Genomic DNA, 18387 nt, shown 5'->3' with positions numbered 1-18387 from the left:
TGGATTCGTGAGCTGCGCATCGGATGCGGAATCGGAACTCCTGCTTCGACGGGTCGGATCGCCGCCTGTCGTGCGTCTCGGCGGCCTGCCTGCGGCCGCGCTCGCCGAATTGCATTTCGACGACACATACCTCGCTCTGGACGAGGTTCGACGCCTCGACCATGAGCTGAGTCGCACCGCACTACGGCTCACGGATGATTTGCACGAAATCGTCGGCGCGCTGGGCGAAGGGCATGCGGACAAGCCCGCCCTGATCGGCCTGCGCCGAGCGATTCACAATGGTCGGATACCGGGTCCTCGCGAGTGGAACGACCGAATCCGCGCACTCGTGCCGATCGGCTCGGCCGCCGCCGTCGTGGACTGGCTCGAAGGCAGGAACGACCGCGATCGCGCATTCGGGGAATTGTCCGAGACACTCGACCGCGAGTTCCAGCAGAAGACCGAAGCGCTGCGAAAAGTGTGCGCGGAGTTCGATTTCCGCTCGGGTGTCGCGGTGAGTAGCCCGTCGTTGTCGGAGGAGCTGGAACGCTGGCTGGCCGAGCCGGACCGGCACCCGCGCCGGGCGAAGATTTCCCGGCTGGTCAAATACGTCGATCGCGCCGCGGCGAAGACGAGCCTGTTCAGCTCGCTCGGTGTGGTCGGCCTGGCGGCGTGGTGTGACGATGCGCGAGCACACTATTCGTCCCGAGTCGGCATCGTGACCGATCTCGACGAGCGGATCATCGACCAATTCGTCGACGCACTGACGGCCCAGCCGCAGCTTCGCGAACACGCCGTGGTCACCGCTGATCCCAGCGCACGCATCGAGGATTCGAAGGTGGTCTTTCTCTGCTGCGACCGCAAGGATTTCGCGGAGTCGATCCGTTCGATGCGGGCCGGTCCGGCCGTGCGGGCATGCCTGCGATTGCTCTCGGCAACGGCGATGACCATCGGAGATCTGACCACTGAAATGGTCGGCGTCACCGGTCACGACCGGGAAACCGTGGCCCGATACCTCGACAAGCTGATCGGCACAGGCCTGCTGACAGTTGTTTCCCCCGCGTCCGACACCGCCGCCAATCCGGCGGCGGCACTGCTCGATTGGCTGATCGGGCAGCCCGTCGATCCCGGCCTCACCGACGATCTGGCCCAGCTGGCGGCATTGATCGACGAACCGGCGGCGCGGCCGGACATCGCACAGCAGCGCTCACGCCACGCCGAGTTGCAGGCCACCATCGAACGGCTCGAGCGACGGCTCGACCTCCCGGCCGTTGACCCGCGGGGCGCGCACTTCCCCTTCCACGAAACGGGCGTTCTGCTCGAGCCGGTAGTCGTTTCGTCGGGTGCCGAATGGCAGCGGCCACTGGCCGATCTCGCGCTGATTCGCCAGCTGGTTCGGCTGCTGGACCCGACAGTCATGATGGAGGCCGCGGCCACCGAGACCTTTCTCGCGCACTACGGGCCGAACGCCCGGGTGCCGTTCCTCGACTTCCATCGCTCGGTGAGCCAGGCCATGGGTCCGACCGGGGATTCCGACGCGTTCGCCCGCATCGCGGCGGCGTTGCGGGGGAGCCCGCAGGAGTGGGCAGGCCAGTCGGCCGCATGGCGTCAGCCTCGGCTCATGCGCTTGCAAGAGATCAGGGCGCGCTTCTGCGCGGTACTGGGGGCACCGGTGGGCGACGACGGAATCGTCCGCATAGCAGCCGAGAGTATCGCCGGGCTCGTCGACGAGTTGAGCACGCTCGTGCGCCCTGCCCGCTCGTCCGCCTGTTACGTCCAGCCGCGGCAGGACGGCGATCGGATGGAGTTGGTCCTCAATGAACTGCATTCCGGATTCGGACGCAATCGCTCACGGATTCATCATTTGATCGCCCGAGCGGGCGGAGCCCCTGCCGAGATGGTCACCGAGACGATGGACGAGAACGAGGAAGTTCTCGCCGAACTCGGCGGCACTTTCGGGGTGGCGTTCAACCGGCGAACCATGATCGCGCCGGTGGTGATCCACTGTCCCGGTTCGCGGCCCGGCCCCGCGGGCCGGTTGCCACTGTCGGACCTCGTCGTGGTGTACGACGCAGCCGACGATCGCGTCGAGTTACGTTCGACCGCGTTGGACCGGCGCGTCCTGCCAGTGCACAACGGCATGATGGCGGCACCCATGCTGCCGCCCTCGGCGGCGACCCTGACCTTCGTCTTCGGCGGTAACCACATGATCCGGATGTCGGCGCTGTCGACGGCCGAATCGTTGCGGGGCCACCCGCTCCGGGTCGGTGACGCGCGCAAGTTTTCCCGGGTCGTGGTGGGGTCGGTGGTCGTCTTTCGGGCGTGCTGGGTCGTGGATGGGGACCGGATCCCTCGACCTGGAAAGGGCGAGACGGAGGCCGGGTTTCTGCTGCGGTTGCGCGACTGGGTGGCCGGCAACGACATCCCGGAGCGAACTTTCGTCCGGGTCGGGCCGAACGCGTTGGACATCTGGATGAAGAATCGCAAGCCGATCTTTCTCGACCTGCGCAACGTCTTCGCGACGTCGGATTTCGTCCGGCGGCTGCCCGACGGCGCCGAGATCGTGTTCGAGGAGGCGTTGCCCGATCCCGTCGACGTCGGCACGGCCGACTCGGATGCGCGGGTGGCCGAGTACATCATCGAACTCAATACGGGGATGTCCGCGTCGTGAGGGACCCCGAGCAGTCGGCACCGGCCGTCGCATCGTCGCCGTGGGACAGCGTCCACGTGTTCTTCCACGGCGATCACGATCGACTACTCACCGAATTCGTGGCTCCGCTGGTGGACGATCTGACCGCCGAGCACGCCATCGAAGGATGGTTCTTCCTGCGCTATTGGGAGGGTGGACCGCACATCCGGCTGCGCCTGCTGCCCGCATCGAACGCAGCGGGTGACCTGCTGCGCACGACCGTGACGCAGCGCGCCGAATCGTATCTGCGCGCACACCCCTCGGACAGTTCGTGGACCGACGCGTTCTATCGGCGGACCGCGGAATTTCTCGCCCGCCAAGAGGGGATGGCGTCCCACTTCGACCACTTGTCTCCGAACAACTCGGTGGCATGGATCCCGTACGAGCGCGAGTTCCACCGGTACGGCCGTGGCAGCGCCATCGAGGCCGTCGAGCGGCACTTCTGTGATTCGAGCGGGCTCGCCGTCGATGTGATCCGGGCAGGCACGACGAAACCACAGCGGCTGACGACATGCTTCATCGCGGTCGTCCTGGCCTGGCTGTCGGCCCCTGCGGCGACCGACCGCGCACCGGATCGGCTGGGTCCGCTCGCGGCGATAGTCCCCCACGCCGAGGCCCATTTCGCCGATCGTTACGCCGAGCAGCGCCCCCAGTTCATCGATCTGGCGGGTCGGCTCGAGGCGCAGGCCCGTTCATCGGTCTCCGAGCCGATGCTGGAGCCGTGGTGGAGTTCGATCACCCGTCTGCGCGGTGACTACGAGCGGATAAGTCGAACGGCACCCGACACCCTGCCGTACGCCGACCGGCCCGGGTCGACGGAATTCGAGCAAACGACGCTGCTGCCCACGCTGGACCTGTGCGCGCACCTGTTCTGCAACCGCCTCGGGCTGGCGATGCACGAAGAGACCTTCGTTCGCTACCTGGCCGCGCACGCTCTCGCCGATGCCAGGGCCGATGTCCGGGGCGGAGTCGTGACATGACGGAATCTGTGTGGCGCTCAATGCATGTCGCCTACTATGCGGCCAACCCGGACGCCCTCCTCCATGACGTCGTCGCACCGCTGTTCGACGAGATCGGCGTCCCGGCCTATTTCGTTCGGCACTGGCGACGCGGCCCGCACCTGCGCCTGAATTTCCGCACCGACGCCGACACCTTCACCACCGTCATCGCGCCGCGTGTGCGGGAGGTCGTCGGCGCGCACCTGGCACGGTATCCCTCGCGCAAACAACTCGCGCCACAGCAGCTTCTGCCGTTGCATCGCCGCTATGCCGAAATCGATGGCGACACCGGACAACTCGTGCCCTGGTATGCCGACAACACGATCCACGACGCACTCTATGAGCGCCCGGTCATCGGATTCACGGGCGAATCCGCGGCGGCGTTCAGCGAGAAATTCTATTGCGATACCAACAGCCTGGTGTTCGACACAGTCGAGCGCGTCGGTCTCGGCCAGACCAGGCTCGGCCTGCTGTTCGACATCTGGATCGCGACCGCGCACGCGCTGGCCGGAGAGATCGAACACGGTTGGCTGTCCTACCGCTCGCACGCGGACTACTTCCGCCACCGCGGCCCCGACCCGGTGAGCCGGCTGCGCGGCTGGGACGAACGCTACGCCGGCCAGAAGGACGAATTCGGCTCCAGGGCAACCGCGGTGGCGGCGGCCATCGATGCCGACCGACCGGGTTCGGCCCGCGAGTGGGTAGATCTCATGCGGCCCGTCCGCGAGCGCGCACGGACGCTCGTCGACCAAGGTCTCCTCACTTTCCCGGGCGCGCGGTTCGACGAGGCGACGGCGCCGGACATGCGGTTTCGATTGTCAGAGCGCGAGCTCAGCCCGTTTCATCGCGCTCTGGTCGGTAATGACGAATGGTCGGCGTTCAGCCGCACCCCGGAGTTCCTCACCTACCGAGTGGTTCTCACCCTCACCTACGCGCACGCGTCCAGAGTCGGCATCACCCTGCTCGACAGGTACTTCCTGTGCCATCTGGCGGCGAAAACGATGGAAGACAAATATGGCGTCGAAGGTGCGGATCTGGCCGCGGGACTCCTCGCGCGAAATCTTCAACTGAACGGGGGATCTCGATGAGCCCGTCGACCGCCATCGAGGAATTCTGCACGGTCCGCCCGGCTGTCGCCAGCCTGACCACCCGCGACGGACGCGTGGTGCTGATGGCGTGGCCGCGCACTGAATACCTCGGCGCGCTCACTCCCGCACAGCGCGACGTGCTGCGCCTGCTCGCCGAAGAGCCGCGCCGCCTGGTCGATCTGAGCGCCGACGACGACGTGCGTGAGTTGGTGCGAACACTGGGCCGAAACGGCTGGCTGTCGACGACGCTGTATTGGGAAGGGCGGCCGCTGTACACGATTGCGCCATTCGGCGCGCCGCCGGAGCGACCGACCTCGATATCGAACACGCCGGTGCTGTCGAAGTTCACGATAATGCGCCGTCACCACGGTGATCTGGTGCTGGAGAATCCGCGGTCGTGGTGCGACATCCGCGTGCACGCCCATCCGATACTCGCCATGGTGAGCGGGCTGCTGACGCCGTCCTCGACGGAATATCCCCCGGTCGTGGTCGAGCGCGTACTCGCCGACCTGCAATGGTCCGGATGCCTGATCCCCGGTCCGGAGGTCGAGAACGAGCGGCTCGCCGAGCGCCAATGGAGCGCCCACGAGCTGTGGTTTCACCACCGGACGCGGCTGACCGATCGCGGCTGGACCTGGGAGGGCTACGCCGGAACCGACTGGGCGAAAGGCATTTTCGCGCCGCTGCCGGCCCGGCACGATCCGTATCCCAGCGAACCCATCGCCCTGTTCGTGCCCGATCTCGACTGCCTGCGCGAGACCGACATTCCGCTCACCGTCGCCATCGAAGACCGCTACTCGTGCCGGTATTTCGACGACGCGAAGCCGATGACCGTCGATCAGCTCGCCGAGCTGCTGTACCGCTGCGTGCGCACCAGGCGGGTGATCGAGGCCGAGGGCCGGGAAATCCAATCGCGACCGTACCCGTCCGGCGGGAGTATGTACGAGCTCGAGTTCTATCCGGTGGTGCGTCGAGTGGACGGGCTGGAATCGGCCATGTACCACTACGACACGGTCGACCATGTCCTGCGCAAGGTCGCCGATGTCGACAGTCCTGCGGTGAAACGCCTGCTCTTCGCCGCGTCACGCACCCAGGTCGACGAGCAAGAACCACAGGTACTCATCGTGATCGCAGCCCGCGTCGGCAGGCTGATGTGGCGGTACGAGCAGATCCCGTACTCGCTCATCCTGAAACACGTCGGCACCTGCACGCAGACCCTGTATCTCGTCGCGACAGCCATGGGGCTCGGCGCGGTCGCCCTCGGGGCGGGGGATTCCGTGGCCTTCACCGAAGCGACCGGCACCGATGACCTGGAGGAATGCAGTGTGGGTGACTTCGTGGTCGGCTCCAGCTCACCGCGCGGCCGCGAACTGGCCAACCGGTATCCGAGACCGAACGCGCCCACCGCCCCGGTCGACCGATCGTCATGAACGATCCCATTCTGCGTCTGCGCGAGGATGCCTATTGGGTCGCCGACGACACCGGTATCACCGCGTTGACGCATCGCGGGTTCTCCACCCTGACGATGTCGGGTGCGGACCGATGGCTCGAGCGTCTCGCCCCCTACCTCGACGGGCAGCATTCGATGAACGAGTTTCTCGCCTCGGCCCCCGAGGACGCGCGGGAATTCATCGAGCGGTTGCTCCGCAAGCTGATCGATCGAGGTCTGGTCGGGGCGCTCGACGCGCACCCACTTGCCGACACACCCGAGGTGAGTCTGATCGGCTACTTCCGGCCCGACGCCGCAACCATTGTCGACACCTGGCGGCGCCGCCGCACCACCGTCGTCGGCCGCCGGCGCCTCGCCGATGCGATCGCCACTGCCTGTGGCCGGGCCGGGATGTGTGATGTCGTGCGCGCACCCGAGGCGATCCCGGACACCGGCCAGGTGGTGCAGGTGGCGGCGTCGTCCGACGTCGATTCCCTCCAGCTGGTCGAAAGTGGTTGCACTGTCCGGGGTCTGCCGTTGCTGCAGATTGTGCTGGACGGTTCGGTCGCGTGGATCGCACCGCCCGCGCTGCCGTTCAGCTCGGCGCGTCCGAGAATATGGGCGCGATCGCAACCGGCTGTCGACCCGGCCGAACCAGCCGAGACGGTCTTGGCCAACCACGTCACGCAGCTGCTGCTGCACTACGACCGGACCGATCGACACCCCGTTCAGCTCACTCGCTTCGACGCGCCCGACCTGGCTTTCAGCACCCACCGTTGCGTGCCCGCCCCGCTCAGCGCGCCCGCGCGGGTCGAATCGGAGGGCGAGTTCGACCGGCGCTTCCGGACGCTGATCGGTGCGGAACCTCGGTCCGCCGAGCAGTTTTCGCGCGCCGCGGCAGTGCTGACCGATGGGTACATCGGCGTGTTCGACAAGGTCGAGGAGGGCGATTTGGTGCAGTCCCCGCTGCGCGTCGCGCAGACGACCGTCACGCTGCCCGGGCGACGGCAACGAGTCTGCGGTGTCAGTATCGACGCGGCCCAGGCCAGGTACGCAGCCGCTACGGAAGCGATCCGGTGCTACAGCAGCCTGGTGGTCGACTCACGCAGGCTCGTCCGAGGTTCGATGGTCCGCGCGTTCGATCTGGTTACCGAGCGCCCGACACTGCTGCGAGCAACCCTCGCGTTCGCCTCCGCGGACGGCACGGACCGGTATCGCGCGCCGACCGGTCTCGCCGCCGCACTGGACCTGACCGACGCGATCGACGCGGGACTGATCGACCACTGCCGACGGCGAACAGTCACGGAATCGAGGACGGCGACACACCCTTTTCCGCGCATCGATCCGGCCGACAGCCGCGACGACGTCGTCGGCTATTGCCGCACCATGCTCGCCGCCATCGGCTGCCGGGTCGAGGTCTTCGACGTGACCGGCTCGCTCGGCGTACCCACCTACGCGGTCCTGCTCGACGGTGCGACGGTCGCCTACGGGTGCGGCACGGACAATGCCGCCGCGCTGCGCGACGGCATGCTGGCGGCTCTGGCCGCGTGGCAGAGTCGGCATGCCGGCCAACCCGAGTACGCGCTCGCCACCGTCGCCGAATTGCCTGGGGGAGTACGCGGCGACGCCGAGCCGATGGCCGATCGTGATCCACTGCAGCGCCGAAATCTGGTGGACGCCTTGATGATCGGTGGGTACGCCGTGGTCGTCGCGGTGCTCGACCACGACTCGCAGGTGCACGACGTGCTACCGGTCGTCCAGGTGAGCGTGACCCGATGACCTCCTCGTCGACGACCGACACCGGTGTCGCCGTCACCGGCGCGGGCCGATTGGCCGACGCGGTGCGCGTGTCCGTGGAGCTCGTCGACGACCGGTCGACACAGCTGGAGATCACGGTGTCGGACGCATGGCCGGTTCCGGCCGAACCACCGGTCCGCCCACGCATCGATGTGCACACCGAACTCGGCCGCGTTGTCATCGGACCGTACGAGCGGCCCGGTATACCCGGCTGCGCCCAGTGTGTGCGGTGGCGCCGAGGGCACGCGCGGCAGGCACCGCGGCAGTTCGATCAGATAGTCGAGAACAACCGCGACCTGCTCGCCGCCCGCCCCTCGGCCTGGCTCACCGCGCTCGCCGCGGCGACTGTCGGCGCGATCACGGCCGACGAAGTGCGCAGGCTCGGCCGCGGCGCGCCGCCGCGCACCGACGGCGCGATTCTGCTCGTCGACCTCGCCGACCTCACCGTCTCCAGGCACCGGTATCTGCCCGACCCACGGTGTCCCGCCTGCGGGCAGCTGCCGGACGACACCGCCGAGGCGGCCCGGATCGTGTTCACACCACAGCGCAAGCTCGCCCCCGATGTCGCGCGCATCCGATCGATCGAAGACGACCTCGATATGTTGGAGGACACCTTCATCGACCCCGAAATGGGGTTCATCCCCCACATCGACCGTGGCACCCTGGGCGGATTGATCGTGGTGTCGGCGCCGTTCCGGGTTCCGGACGGCAACCTCGTCGAGATCGGCGGCGGACGCAGCCGCAGCTATCGTGCCAGCGAGCTCGTGGCGATCCTGGAAGCGCTCGAGCGGCTCGGCGGTGCCCGGCCCGGCGGCAAGCGGACGACCGTGCGGGCCAGCCTGGCTGACCTGCGTGGTCAAGCTGCCCTCGATCCGCGCACCGTCGGCCTACACCCCGAATCGAGTTATGCCACTGCGGGATTCCTCTTCCGGCGCTTCACCGAACGCGAGGTCTGCCATTGGGTGTGGGGCTATTCGCTCACCCGCGAATCGCCGGTTCTGGTTCCCGAGACCCTTGTCTACTACCGTCTGGACCAGCGAACGCCCACCGGCCGCGGCTTCTGTTACGAGATCTCCAACGGCTGTGCGCTCGGCTCCGGCCTGGCGGAGGCAATCCTGCACGGTGTGCTCGAGGTCGTCGAGCGCGACGCGTTTCTGCTCACCTGGTATGCCCGCGTCCCGGTCGCGCGGTTCGATCTCGACAGCGCGCGCGACACCGAGGTGCGCCTGACCGCCGCGGCGATCGAGGCACAGACCGGATTCCGGGTATCCGCTTTCGATACGACCATGGAGGCCGGAATCCCGAGTGTGTGGGCGCTCGCGCTCAACCCGGCCGGAGTGTGGCCCGCGGCGACGTGCGCCGCCGGATCGAGCCTGGATCCGCAACGCGCCGTTCTCAACGCACTGCGGGAACTCGGTCCGACCGTGGAACAGCACCTCGCCCGCCCCCCGGCGGACGAGCAGCGGGCCGCGCGGATGGTCGACGACCCGACGATGGTCATCACGATGGACGACCATTCGTTGCTCTACGCCCATCCAGCAGCGTTGGAGCGATTCGCCTTCCTGACCGGAGCTACCGAAACGCGGGCGGTGCCGTCGCTGATCGACCCTGCCTTTCGACACGATGATCTCGTCGATGATCTGCGGTGCGTGCTCGACCGTTTCACGCGGGCCGGACTGGAAGTCATCGTCGTGGACCAGACCACGCTGGAACACCGCGCGGCCGGGCTCGCCTGCGTGAAAGTCCTGGTGCCCGGCGCGATCCCGATGACATTCGGGTACTCGCATCGCCGCATCGACGGCCTCGACCGACTTCTCGACGTTCCCTACAAGCTCGGCTACACGCGTCACCGATCGACCTATGACGACCTCAACCCGCACCCCCATCCGTTTCCGTAAGTCACGCGAGGAGTTCCGATGCATGTGGCGATAGTCGCGTGGAAGCTCCGTCAGCTGACGGACCGCGAGGTGACCTTCGCGGAGCTTCGTGAATGGGTGCGAACCAAAGCAGCTGCGGACTACGCCGCGCTGCCCGGCGTCCGGCTCAAGACCTGGTTCTCCGATGAGCGGCGGGCAATCTGGGGCGCGGTCTATCTAGTCGACTCCCCGTCCGACCTGAGGCTGGACAAACTGCCCCGGCTGCCCGACGGCCGCACCGGACCGGTCGGCACACCCCCGCACGTAGTCGACTGGTTCGACGTAGAAGCGAGCGTCTTCGGCCCGGCGGATCCCTGGGAATTGCCGCTACTCGGCCGGGTGCACGACCCGAACGGGACCTGACGACGGCGTGCGCCGAACTCGCCGCGTCGAGCCTGTCCCGAAGCTCGCTGCTCGAGCAGGCCTCCCGGAACTCGGGGCGCCTCTGGTCGTCACAGCCAGTTTGCGTTTCGTTGTGGGTGGTGCGCGTGTCAGCTGACCAGAATCGGTGCCCCGTCGGACGGCACATGCGTGATATTGCGGACCCGGCCCCGCGTCGTCGCGGCCGCGGGCAGTGACAGGACGTGGCGGCGCAGGATCTCTTGGAGCACCGTCGCACCCTCCATCAGCGCGAAACCCGCTCCGATGCACCGGCGCACCCCACCGCCGAACGGCAGCCAGGTATTCGGCGCCACGCTGCCGTCGAGGAAGCGGCCGGGCCGGAACACCGCGTCCGGGAAGGCCTCGGGCCGCTTGTGTGCGAGCAGGATCGAGGTCGCGACGACGGTTTCAGCGGGCAGGTCGTGGCCACCGATCATCATGTCGCGGGTGAGCTTTCGCACGACCCCTCCGATGACCCAGTGGTAGCGCAGTGCTTCCTTCATCACCGCTTCGAGGTAAACGGTGTCGCCGTCGAGCGCGGCTCGGCGGGCGAGGTCCTGCTCGGCGGGGTCGGCGGCCAGTTCGCGTAGCGCCCACGACAGTGCGGCCGAGGTCGTCTCGTGCCCGGCGGCGAGCAGGGTGACCAACTGATCGCGGAGTTCGTCAGCGGTGAGCGGGGTGTCGTCGCCGCTGCCCGCTGACATCAGTCGCGACAGCACATCAGCGCCCGGGGCGTCGCTGCCAGTGCGGCGCTGCTCGATCTCGGCGTAGAGGTGGGCGTCCAGACGGGCCCGGTCGTGGTGGAACCGCTTCCAGGGTCCGCGGTTTTGTAGGGCCGGGTAGCGGGAACCGAGCAGGGTGAGCGGGGCGATGTCGGTAACGCGGCGCATGGGTGGACCGAGTAGGTCGCGGCGGCGCGGATCGGCGACACCGAGGACCACCTCGCCGATGACATCGAGGGTGATTCCGGTCATCGCGTCCAGGCTGCGGACCGTCGACCCAGCCCGCCAGGTCTCCACGTGGGTGGCGGCGATCTGCTCGATCATCTTGCGATAACCGGTCAGAGCGGGCGCGGTGAAGGCGGGCATCAGCAGGCGGCGGGCCCGAGCGTGCTCGGCCTCGTCGGTGATGAGCACCGAATGATCGCCGAGCAGCGGGCGCAGGATGCCGTTGCTCTCGCCGGCGTGCAGGTCGGTGGGGGAGGCGGCGAAGATCTCGCGGACGTGTTCGGGGCGGGTGAACACGACCAGATGCCGGGCGTACGGCGGCACCATGCGCAGGGTGAAGGTGTCGCCGTAACGGCGAGCGGTGGCGGTCATGAACCGCTCCCGCGCTTGCAGATACCGAATCGTCTGCGCGATCGCGGGTAGTCGGGGGCCGGGCGGATACATGGCGACGGTCCTCTCGTAGACACCGCACTCCACGGTAGCCCCGGTTGCTCAGGCCGGGCGTCGCTCTGGAAATCCACGTGTTCGCTGCCGTGCGGGCAGCGCGTCAGAATGGCATTCTGTCTGAATTGTTAGTCTCCGTAGATGATTTCAGCACGGCAGGGCTTTCCGGCGCTGGCGGGGGCCGCGTTGATCTGTTCGGTGGTGGCGTGTTCCGGCGAGAACACCGCCGCGGCTTCGCTGCGCACATCCGCGCCGCCCACCACCACGACGGCCAGACCGACGCAGACCGATGGCACGTTGCCCGACGGCGCCGACACGCACGGCTACCGCAACTCGTTCGCCCGATGTCAGGACACCGAACGGCTGGTACTGCTGGTCAGTCAGACCACCGGGCGCCCGGTGACCACCTTTCAGGGCAGCCAAGTGGGCGGCGATCAGCGATTCGTGGTGTGCGAGGGCCAGACTGGCACCCGGATCATGCGGGCCGTAGCGCCGGCGCTCCGGCCGGAGCCCTTCGACGGAGCCTTCTTCACTTTCACCGCCAATAGTCAGCAGTTCGTGGCCGATGGTATGAAGATCGACCTGGCGCGCGCGACGATCACCGTCACCGACGATCCGAAACACCCCGAATTCCGTGCGGTGACCTGGACGGTGAACGAATACTGGGGCGCCATCTACTGATTCGGCCGCTGTCGGTCAGCGGGCTGCGCGCATGGCGTGCTCTCCCCAGTGCACCGAAAAATCGCTCGCGCACGATCAACGCTGCCGGATAGCCTGGTGCGACCTGCGGATGAGCTCTGGGGAGGAGCGAAACGATGTGGAACTGGGGAAGATCCGTCGCAGAACAAGCGACTGCTGCCGCATGGACGACGTGGCCGCCGACCGATACACCACCTACCGTCGTGGACCCTCCGACGTGGGGTCAGTCGGTCGACGAGGCCGGTGGTGAAGCAAGATCACGATCTGCTGCTGGGAGTGGTCACGGGTGACTTGTTGCGAACAAGCATTATGCCTGTTGGATAGGTTGAACGGAACGTCGACGAACGACCAATGAGGTATTCGGCTCAGGCGACAGGCGGGTGTTTACGGGCGCCCATCGATTCGACCGCGAACAGCAGCGCCACCGCGGCGATGACCGCGAGTACGAAGCCCCAGAAGTTGAGTTCGGTGATGGAGCCGACGCCGATCAGGCTGGCGATCACGCCTGCGATCAGAGCCGCGGCCATGCCGAGCACGAGTGTCATGCCCATGCTCAGGTTCTCCTTGCCCGGCTTCAGCACTCTGGCGAGCACGCCGACCACCGCGCCGATGATCAAGAATCCACAGATCTGAACAATCGCGTTCCACATCGCTCGAACCTCCACGTTGTGCCGATGGCCGGGGAGTGCCGGTTATGTTCGATCATTTCCCCCAATCGCCTGGAGAACCAGTGTCGTGTCCTCGGCGTTGTCGAAGCGTGTCCGCGCCGACGCCAGATCATCCATCGGTGATGGCCGCCGCAGGTGAGTCCGGCTCAGTACCCTGTGTCGACATCATGGCGCCGGTCCCTGACACACCTATTCGGCGGAGTGCCCCGACGCAGGTAGCTCGGCGTAGAACTCGCGCAGGGCGGCCGTGACGCCGACGAGCACGCGGTGGGCGGCGGTCAGGTCGGCATCGGGCAGGGCGGCCAGTGCGGCGCGGGTGCGCGAACTGAGCGGTCCGAAGAATCCGGAGGCGACCGACATGCCCTGGTCGGTATAGCTCAGATTGACCCGCCGTCGATCCGTAGGGTCTGGCACGCGTTCGAGGTGCCCGGATTCGATCATGCGCTCGACCAGGTAGGTGATGGCGGGTGCGGAGACGCCCATCAACTTGCTCAACTGGCCCGAACTCATCGGCGAGCCCTCGGCGTCGGCTGTCGCGACATGCATCAGGGCCCGGAAATCGTTCGGGCGCAGGTCGTTCGATTGCGCGAAGACATGACCGATCTGTTCGGAGATCGCGGTCAACGCACGCAGATCCCGAGCTATATCGGTCTCCAACTCCGACCGGCCGTCGGCTGGCTCGGTGTCGGCGGTGTCGTCACCCACGCGCGATCTCCTCTCTTTGCCCGACGGAGAGCTTAGCCGCCGAAGCCGCCGTCATTGCCGAATGCTTAAGTTTCTGAAATAGTTTTCCGCGTGATGCGAGTGAACAGCGGATGGGACCGCTTCGCCGGGCTGGTCACCGGTCGGCGATCGTGGGCGGTGCTGCTGGTTGTCGTCGCGGCCGCCATGGCCGTCATGGCGCTGGCGGGCAGCAACGACAGCGCGGGTCAGGCGCCGGTGTCGTTGCCGCGGTCGGCGGAGTCCGCCTCGGCTGCCGAGCTCGCCGCACGGTTTCCCGATGCCGAGACGGCCGCCGCCATCATGGTGGCGACGCGCATCGACGACGACACGCTGACACCAGGCGATCTCACGGCGGTGGACGCGGCGCTCACCCGCGCCGGTGTGCCGTCGACCGGCGGCACCCGGGTGATCCTCGCTCCCGACGGGCGCGCCGCGCTCGCCCAGATTCCGGTGTCCGCGCAGCTCAACGGCTTCGCGCTCACCGACCGGATCGGCGAACTGCGCACGGCGGTCACCACCGATCTACCCGATCCGCTGCGCGTACAGATCACCGGCGGCCCGGCTTTCGGCGCCGACATCGCCGACTCCTTCTCCGGCGCGAACGCGCTGTTGCTGATCGTCACCGCGCTCGTGGTGATGGCCTTGCTCATCGTCACCTATCGCTCGCCGGTGTTGTGGCTGGTGCCGTTGACCGTGGTCGGCCTCGCCGACCGTGTCGCCACCAGCGTCGGCACGCTGTTGGCCGAGCTCACCGGACTCGCTTTCGACGGTTCGACTTCGGGCATCACCAGCGTTCTGGTCTTCGGGGCGGGCACGAATTACGCGCTGCTGCTGGTGTCGCGCTACCGCGACGAACTGCATCGCCACGCCGACCATCGAGTGGCGTTGCGTGCCGCGGTGCGTCATGCCGCGCCCGCTATCGTCGCCAGCAATGTCACCGTTGTCCTCGCCCTGCTGACACTGTTGCTCGCCCTGCTGCCCAACACCCGCAGCCTCGGCGCGTTCGCCGCAGCCGGACTCCTGGTGGCGCTGGTCTTCGTGCTCGCCGCGTTGCCGCCCGCGCTGGCGCTGTGCGGGCGGCGGGTCTTCTGGCCGTTCGTGCCCCGCGCGGACGGTCGCGACGCGGCCGAGCAGGGCATCTGGGCGGTCGTCGCGAAGCGGGTGGTGCGACGTCCCGCCATCGTCGCCGGTGCGGCTTCGGCGGTTCTGATCGTCTTCGCGACCGGGCTCGCGGCCACCGACATCGGGCTCTCGCAAACCGAGCAGTTCCGGGTCGAGGCGGAGTCGGTCGACGGGCTGGAGACGATGGCCGAACACTTCCCGTCCGGCTCTTCGGATCCGGCCGTGGTGATCGCGCGGAGCGCGACCGCAGGTCAGACGCAGTCGGCATTCGATGGCGTGCAGGGCATTTCGCGCGCGACCATCACCGGCACATCCGAGGACGGTTCGACACGGTGGTCGGTCGTTCTGGACGCGGCGCCGGGCTCGCCGGAAGCGTTCACCACCATCGCGGCGATCAGGTCGGCGGTCGGCGCGGTCCCCGGCGCCGAGGCCCTCGTAGGCGGTTCCGACGCCGAAGCGCTCGACATCCGAGACGCTGCTCGCCGAGACCAGGCGCTGGTCATTCCGCTGATCCTCGCCGTCGTGCTGCTGGTGCTGCTGGCATTACTGCGCGCGGTGCCTGCCGCCGTATTGCTCGTCGGCGTCACGGTACTCAGCGCGCTCGCCGCGCTCGGTGCGGGCAGCTGGATCAGCGGCACGGTTTTCGGCTTCCCCGCACTGGACACGAACGTGCCGTTGTTCGGCTTCCTGTTCCTGGTCGCACTGGGTGTGGATTACACGATCTTCCTGGTCACCAGGGCGCGCGAGGAGGCGGGTACGCACGGCACCACCCAGGGGATGGTGCGTGCCGTCGCCTCGACCGGCGCCGTCATCACCAGCGCCGGTGTCGTCCTCGCCGCGGTGTTCTGTGTTCTCGGCGTGCTGCCGTTGATCACCCTGACCCAGCTGGGCATCGTGGTCGGGATCGGCATCCTGCTCGATACGTTCGTGGTGCGGACGTTGGTTGTCCCCGCGCTGTTCGCACTGCTCGGCGACAAGGTGTGGTGGCCGGCAACGCCCACGAAAGCTGTAGCGGCGCAGCCTGCTACGGCCGAAAACGCGGTCACGGATTGATCGTTGCGGCGCCGCGGCACGTACCTCTCGGAGGGCAGCGGCCGAACACGTGCCGACGCTGACCGGTTGTCGCCCTTCGCTCGGCCGGGTTCCGGTGCGCAAACACGGCGTCGCCGTCGTGCTGACCGAGCCGCTCCACACGGCGGTGTCGAACTCCCTTGCGACGGCGCTCGAGGTCACCGCTTGCCGCACTCTCTTGCGTGACTAACTGTAAGCAATACAGTATGCTTGCTCACGTCGCATCGGGCGGCTGCGAACGACCTACGCCGCCCGTCGGTCCGGGGCCGGCGCGGCAGGTGATGTCGAGCCTCAACTGTGAGAGCCGGTGGGCAAATGTTGGTCGTAGCGTGGCAGTCGGGAGAAGTGGGATGGTTCGCCTGAGTTCATATCGCGGATGGACCCCGTCCGCGCACCGGTGGTCACGACACGGATATCCCTGCGGCGCCGCGATCGGAGGGGTGTCCGACTTATCGGGCAGTCCATAAAACCTGAATTCCCTGCACATTATTTGCCGGTCGGAAATACGCGCCGACGCGGTAATAAAAGCTCGCCCATTTTCTGGGCGGGCATATTGTCATGCAATTATATCGATGGTCTGAATTGGCCCGCAAAATAGTTTCAGAATTCTGTTGACTAGACCCTGTGATGTCACGCACACTCGGGATGGAAAATAGGCGGTGTTACCTGAATGGAGACGCGCGAACCGATGGTTAACGATCCGGCAGCTGACAAGCGCCGCGAAAGGCGAGCGGTGGGCTCGGAGCGGTCTGCGATGCCGGCGAGCAGAGAAGTCGCCGCATGGTTTCGCGGTTATCTCGGCCGGCATCCCGGTGTTGCCATCGATACGGTCGGTGGCCAGTTCGTCCTCGGTGTTCGTACGGTGCAATATCTGATTGTCGATCTCTTTACCGGGAAGTTGGCCGTGCGGGAAACCCTCGCGCAGGGGGCTTTCATGGCTTCGGCGGCAGTGCTGCCGACAATCTTTGTCGCGCTGCCGATCGGGGTCACGCTCTCCATTCAGTTCGGGCTGCTGGCCGGGCAGGTCGGTGCCACCTCGTTGGCGGGGGCCGCCAGTGGCCTGGCGGTCATCCGGCAAGGCGCCCCGATGGTGGCGGCGCTGCTGATGGCCGCCGCGGTCGGGTCGGCTATCTGCGCCGACCTGGGATCACGGAAGATCCGGGAGGAATTGGACGCCATGGAGATCATGGGCGTCTCGGTGATCCGGCGGATGGTGGTTCCCCGGTTTCTGGCAGCGATCGTCATCGGTGTCTCGCTGACCGGGGTGGTGTGCTTCGTCGGTTTCGTGGCGGGCTATGCCTTCAATGTCTTCGCTCAGGACGGTGCGCCCGGGAGTTTCGTGGCGACGTTCGCCTCGTTCGCCACGGTCGGGGATCTGGTCTTGACCATGGTGAAGGCGGTGGTCTACGGCGCGATCGTGGCGGTGGTCGCCTGCCATAAGGGGTTGACGACCAAGGGTGGATCCGCAGGTGTCGCGAACTCGGTGAATTCAACCGTTGTCTCGTCGATCCTGTTGCTCATGATCGTCAATGTATTGTTCACCCAGCTGTTCATGATGCTGTTTCCCAGGCAGGGCTTGTAATGGCATCCAGCTATCATCCGTTCGGCACCAGGCTGGTGACGACGTATTCGAAAAAGCTCGGCGTTGTATTCATGCGACTCGGGCATATGCTCACCTTCTTCGTGCGCGCCGCCGCATCGATTCCCGTGATGCTCCGCAATTATCGAGTCGAGTTCATGCGGACCCTGTCCGACATCGCGTGGGGAAACGGATCTATTGTCGTCGGCGGTGGCACGGCGGGCGTCATTATCATCCTGGGCGCGGCCGGTGGTGCGATTATCGGATTGGAAGGCTATAACGCCTTGCATCTGCTCGGTATGGAGCCCGCCATCGGACTGGTCGCCTCGACGGCCTCGACGCGCGAGCTGGCGCCGATCATGGCATCACTGGCCTTCGCGGCGCAGGCGGGCTGCCGGTTCACCGCACAACTGGGCTCGATGGGGATCTCGGAGGAGATCGACGCGATGGAGTCGATGGCGATCCGGTCCATTCCCTATCTGGTCAGCACCAAGTTGCTGGCGTCGGTGGTCGCGATCGTTCCGCTCTATCTACTCTGCCTGGCGGCCAACTACGTGGCTGTCGAAATGGTGGTCGGCATGTCGGGCGGGCTGTCGATCGGGACCTATCGCCACTACTTCCAGCTCGTCTTGAACGGCCCCGACATCATCTACTCACTGGGCAAAGCGATCGTCTTCGTACTGATCACCACCACGATCCAGTGTTACTACGGCTACTACGCCGCGGGCGGACCACAGGGCGTCGGCATCGCGGCAGGCCGCGCCATGCGTGCGGCGATCTCGGTGATGATCGTCGTCAATCTCATGCTGACCATTGCCATTTGGGGCATCGGGGCCAGCGCGCGGCTGGGAGGGTGA

14 protein-coding genes are annotated in these 18387 nt (G+C 66.8%); 11 read left to right on the top strand and 3 right to left on the bottom strand.

The features are described from left to right. Positions 1-7 precede the first annotated feature (7 nt). Genes ACFWO8_RS17100 through ACFWO8_RS17070 form a run of 7 tightly spaced genes read left to right on the top strand, consistent with a single transcriptional unit; the run spans position 8 to position 10259 of the window. Positions 8-2650, top strand: coding sequence for a lantibiotic dehydratase (locus tag ACFWO8_RS17100; RefSeq protein WP_378951343.1), 2643 nt, complete (start codon positions 8-10; stop codon positions 2648-2650). Then, a complete protein-coding gene (locus ACFWO8_RS17095; RefSeq protein WP_378951338.1) occupies positions 2647-3648 on the top strand; it encodes a thiopeptide-type bacteriocin biosynthesis protein in 1002 nt (333 codons plus the stop codon). The genes ACFWO8_RS17100 and ACFWO8_RS17095 overlap by 4 nt, the downstream gene beginning before the upstream one ends. Beyond that, complete coding sequence (locus tag ACFWO8_RS17090; RefSeq protein ID WP_378951335.1) at positions 3645-4754, top strand: thiopeptide maturation pyridine synthase; 1110 nt, start codon at positions 3645-3647, stop codon at positions 4752-4754. Before ACFWO8_RS17095 ends, ACFWO8_RS17090 begins: the two co-directional genes overlap by 4 nt. Continuing rightward, complete coding sequence (locus ACFWO8_RS17085) at positions 4751-6184, top strand: SagB family peptide dehydrogenase (RefSeq protein WP_378951332.1); 1434 nt, start codon at positions 4751-4753, stop codon at positions 6182-6184. Before ACFWO8_RS17090 ends, ACFWO8_RS17085 begins: the two co-directional genes overlap by 4 nt. Continuing rightward, positions 6181-7962 (top strand): YcaO-like family protein, encoded by a 1782-nt coding sequence (locus ACFWO8_RS17080; RefSeq protein ID WP_378951329.1) that lies wholly within the window; start codon positions 6181-6183, stop codon positions 7960-7962. Before ACFWO8_RS17085 ends, ACFWO8_RS17080 begins: the two co-directional genes overlap by 4 nt. Then, entirely contained in the window at positions 7959-9878 is a 1920-nt protein-coding gene (locus ACFWO8_RS17075; RefSeq protein WP_378951325.1) for a TOMM precursor leader peptide-binding protein, read from the top strand. The genes ACFWO8_RS17080 and ACFWO8_RS17075 overlap by 4 nt, the downstream gene beginning before the upstream one ends. An 18-nt stretch (positions 9879-9896) precedes the next feature. Continuing rightward, positions 9897-10259 (top strand): hypothetical protein, encoded by a 363-nt coding sequence (locus tag ACFWO8_RS17070; protein ID WP_378951322.1) that lies wholly within the window; start codon positions 9897-9899, stop codon positions 10257-10259. 128 nt (positions 10260-10387) lie between these two features. Here ACFWO8_RS17070 and ACFWO8_RS17065 read toward each other — a convergent pair whose 3' ends face one another. Further along, positions 10388-11668 (bottom strand): cytochrome P450, encoded by a 1281-nt coding sequence (locus ACFWO8_RS17065; RefSeq protein ID WP_378951319.1) that lies wholly within the window; start codon positions 11666-11668, stop codon positions 10388-10390. A 141-nt stretch (positions 11669-11809) separates the two neighbouring features. On the opposite strand from ACFWO8_RS17065, the gene ACFWO8_RS17060 reads away from it, so the two are divergent. Further along, positions 11810-12349, top strand: coding sequence for a hypothetical protein (locus ACFWO8_RS17060; protein WP_378951316.1), 540 nt, complete (start codon positions 11810-11812; stop codon positions 12347-12349). Positions 12350-12732: 383 nt separating this feature from the next. Here the strand turns inward: ACFWO8_RS17060 and ACFWO8_RS17055 are convergent, their stop codons facing one another. Next, complete coding sequence (locus tag ACFWO8_RS17055; RefSeq protein ID WP_378951313.1) at positions 12733-13017, bottom strand: GlsB/YeaQ/YmgE family stress response membrane protein; 285 nt, start codon at positions 13015-13017, stop codon at positions 12733-12735. Between the two features lie 207 nt (positions 13018-13224). Then, positions 13225-13740 (bottom strand): MarR family winged helix-turn-helix transcriptional regulator, encoded by a 516-nt coding sequence (locus ACFWO8_RS17050; RefSeq protein WP_378951310.1) that lies wholly within the window; start codon positions 13738-13740, stop codon positions 13225-13227. A 93-nt stretch (positions 13741-13833) separates the two neighbouring features. On the opposite strand from ACFWO8_RS17050, the gene ACFWO8_RS17045 reads away from it, so the two are divergent. From ACFWO8_RS17045 to ACFWO8_RS17035, 3 genes are all read left to right on the top strand, one after another. Next, a complete protein-coding gene (locus tag ACFWO8_RS17045; protein WP_378952035.1) occupies positions 13834-15933 on the top strand; it encodes an MMPL family transporter in 2100 nt (699 codons plus the stop codon). A gap of 772 nt (positions 15934-16705) precedes the next feature. Further along, a complete protein-coding gene (locus tag ACFWO8_RS17040) occupies positions 16706-17533 on the top strand; it encodes an MlaE family ABC transporter permease (protein ID WP_378952032.1) in 828 nt (275 codons plus the stop codon). Next, the gene (locus tag ACFWO8_RS17035; RefSeq protein WP_378951307.1) at positions 17533-18387 is read left to right on the top strand and encodes an ABC transporter permease; all 855 of its coding nucleotides are present in this window, start codon (positions 17533-17535) and stop codon (positions 18385-18387) included. Before ACFWO8_RS17040 ends, ACFWO8_RS17035 begins: the two co-directional genes overlap by 1 nt.

The sequence above is a fragment of the Nocardia sp. NPDC058480 genome (genome assembly GCF_042720495.1).
Classification (GTDB): domain Bacteria; phylum Actinomycetota; class Actinomycetes; order Mycobacteriales; family Mycobacteriaceae; genus Nocardia.
This window is presented reverse-complemented; position numbering and strand designations above follow the sequence as displayed.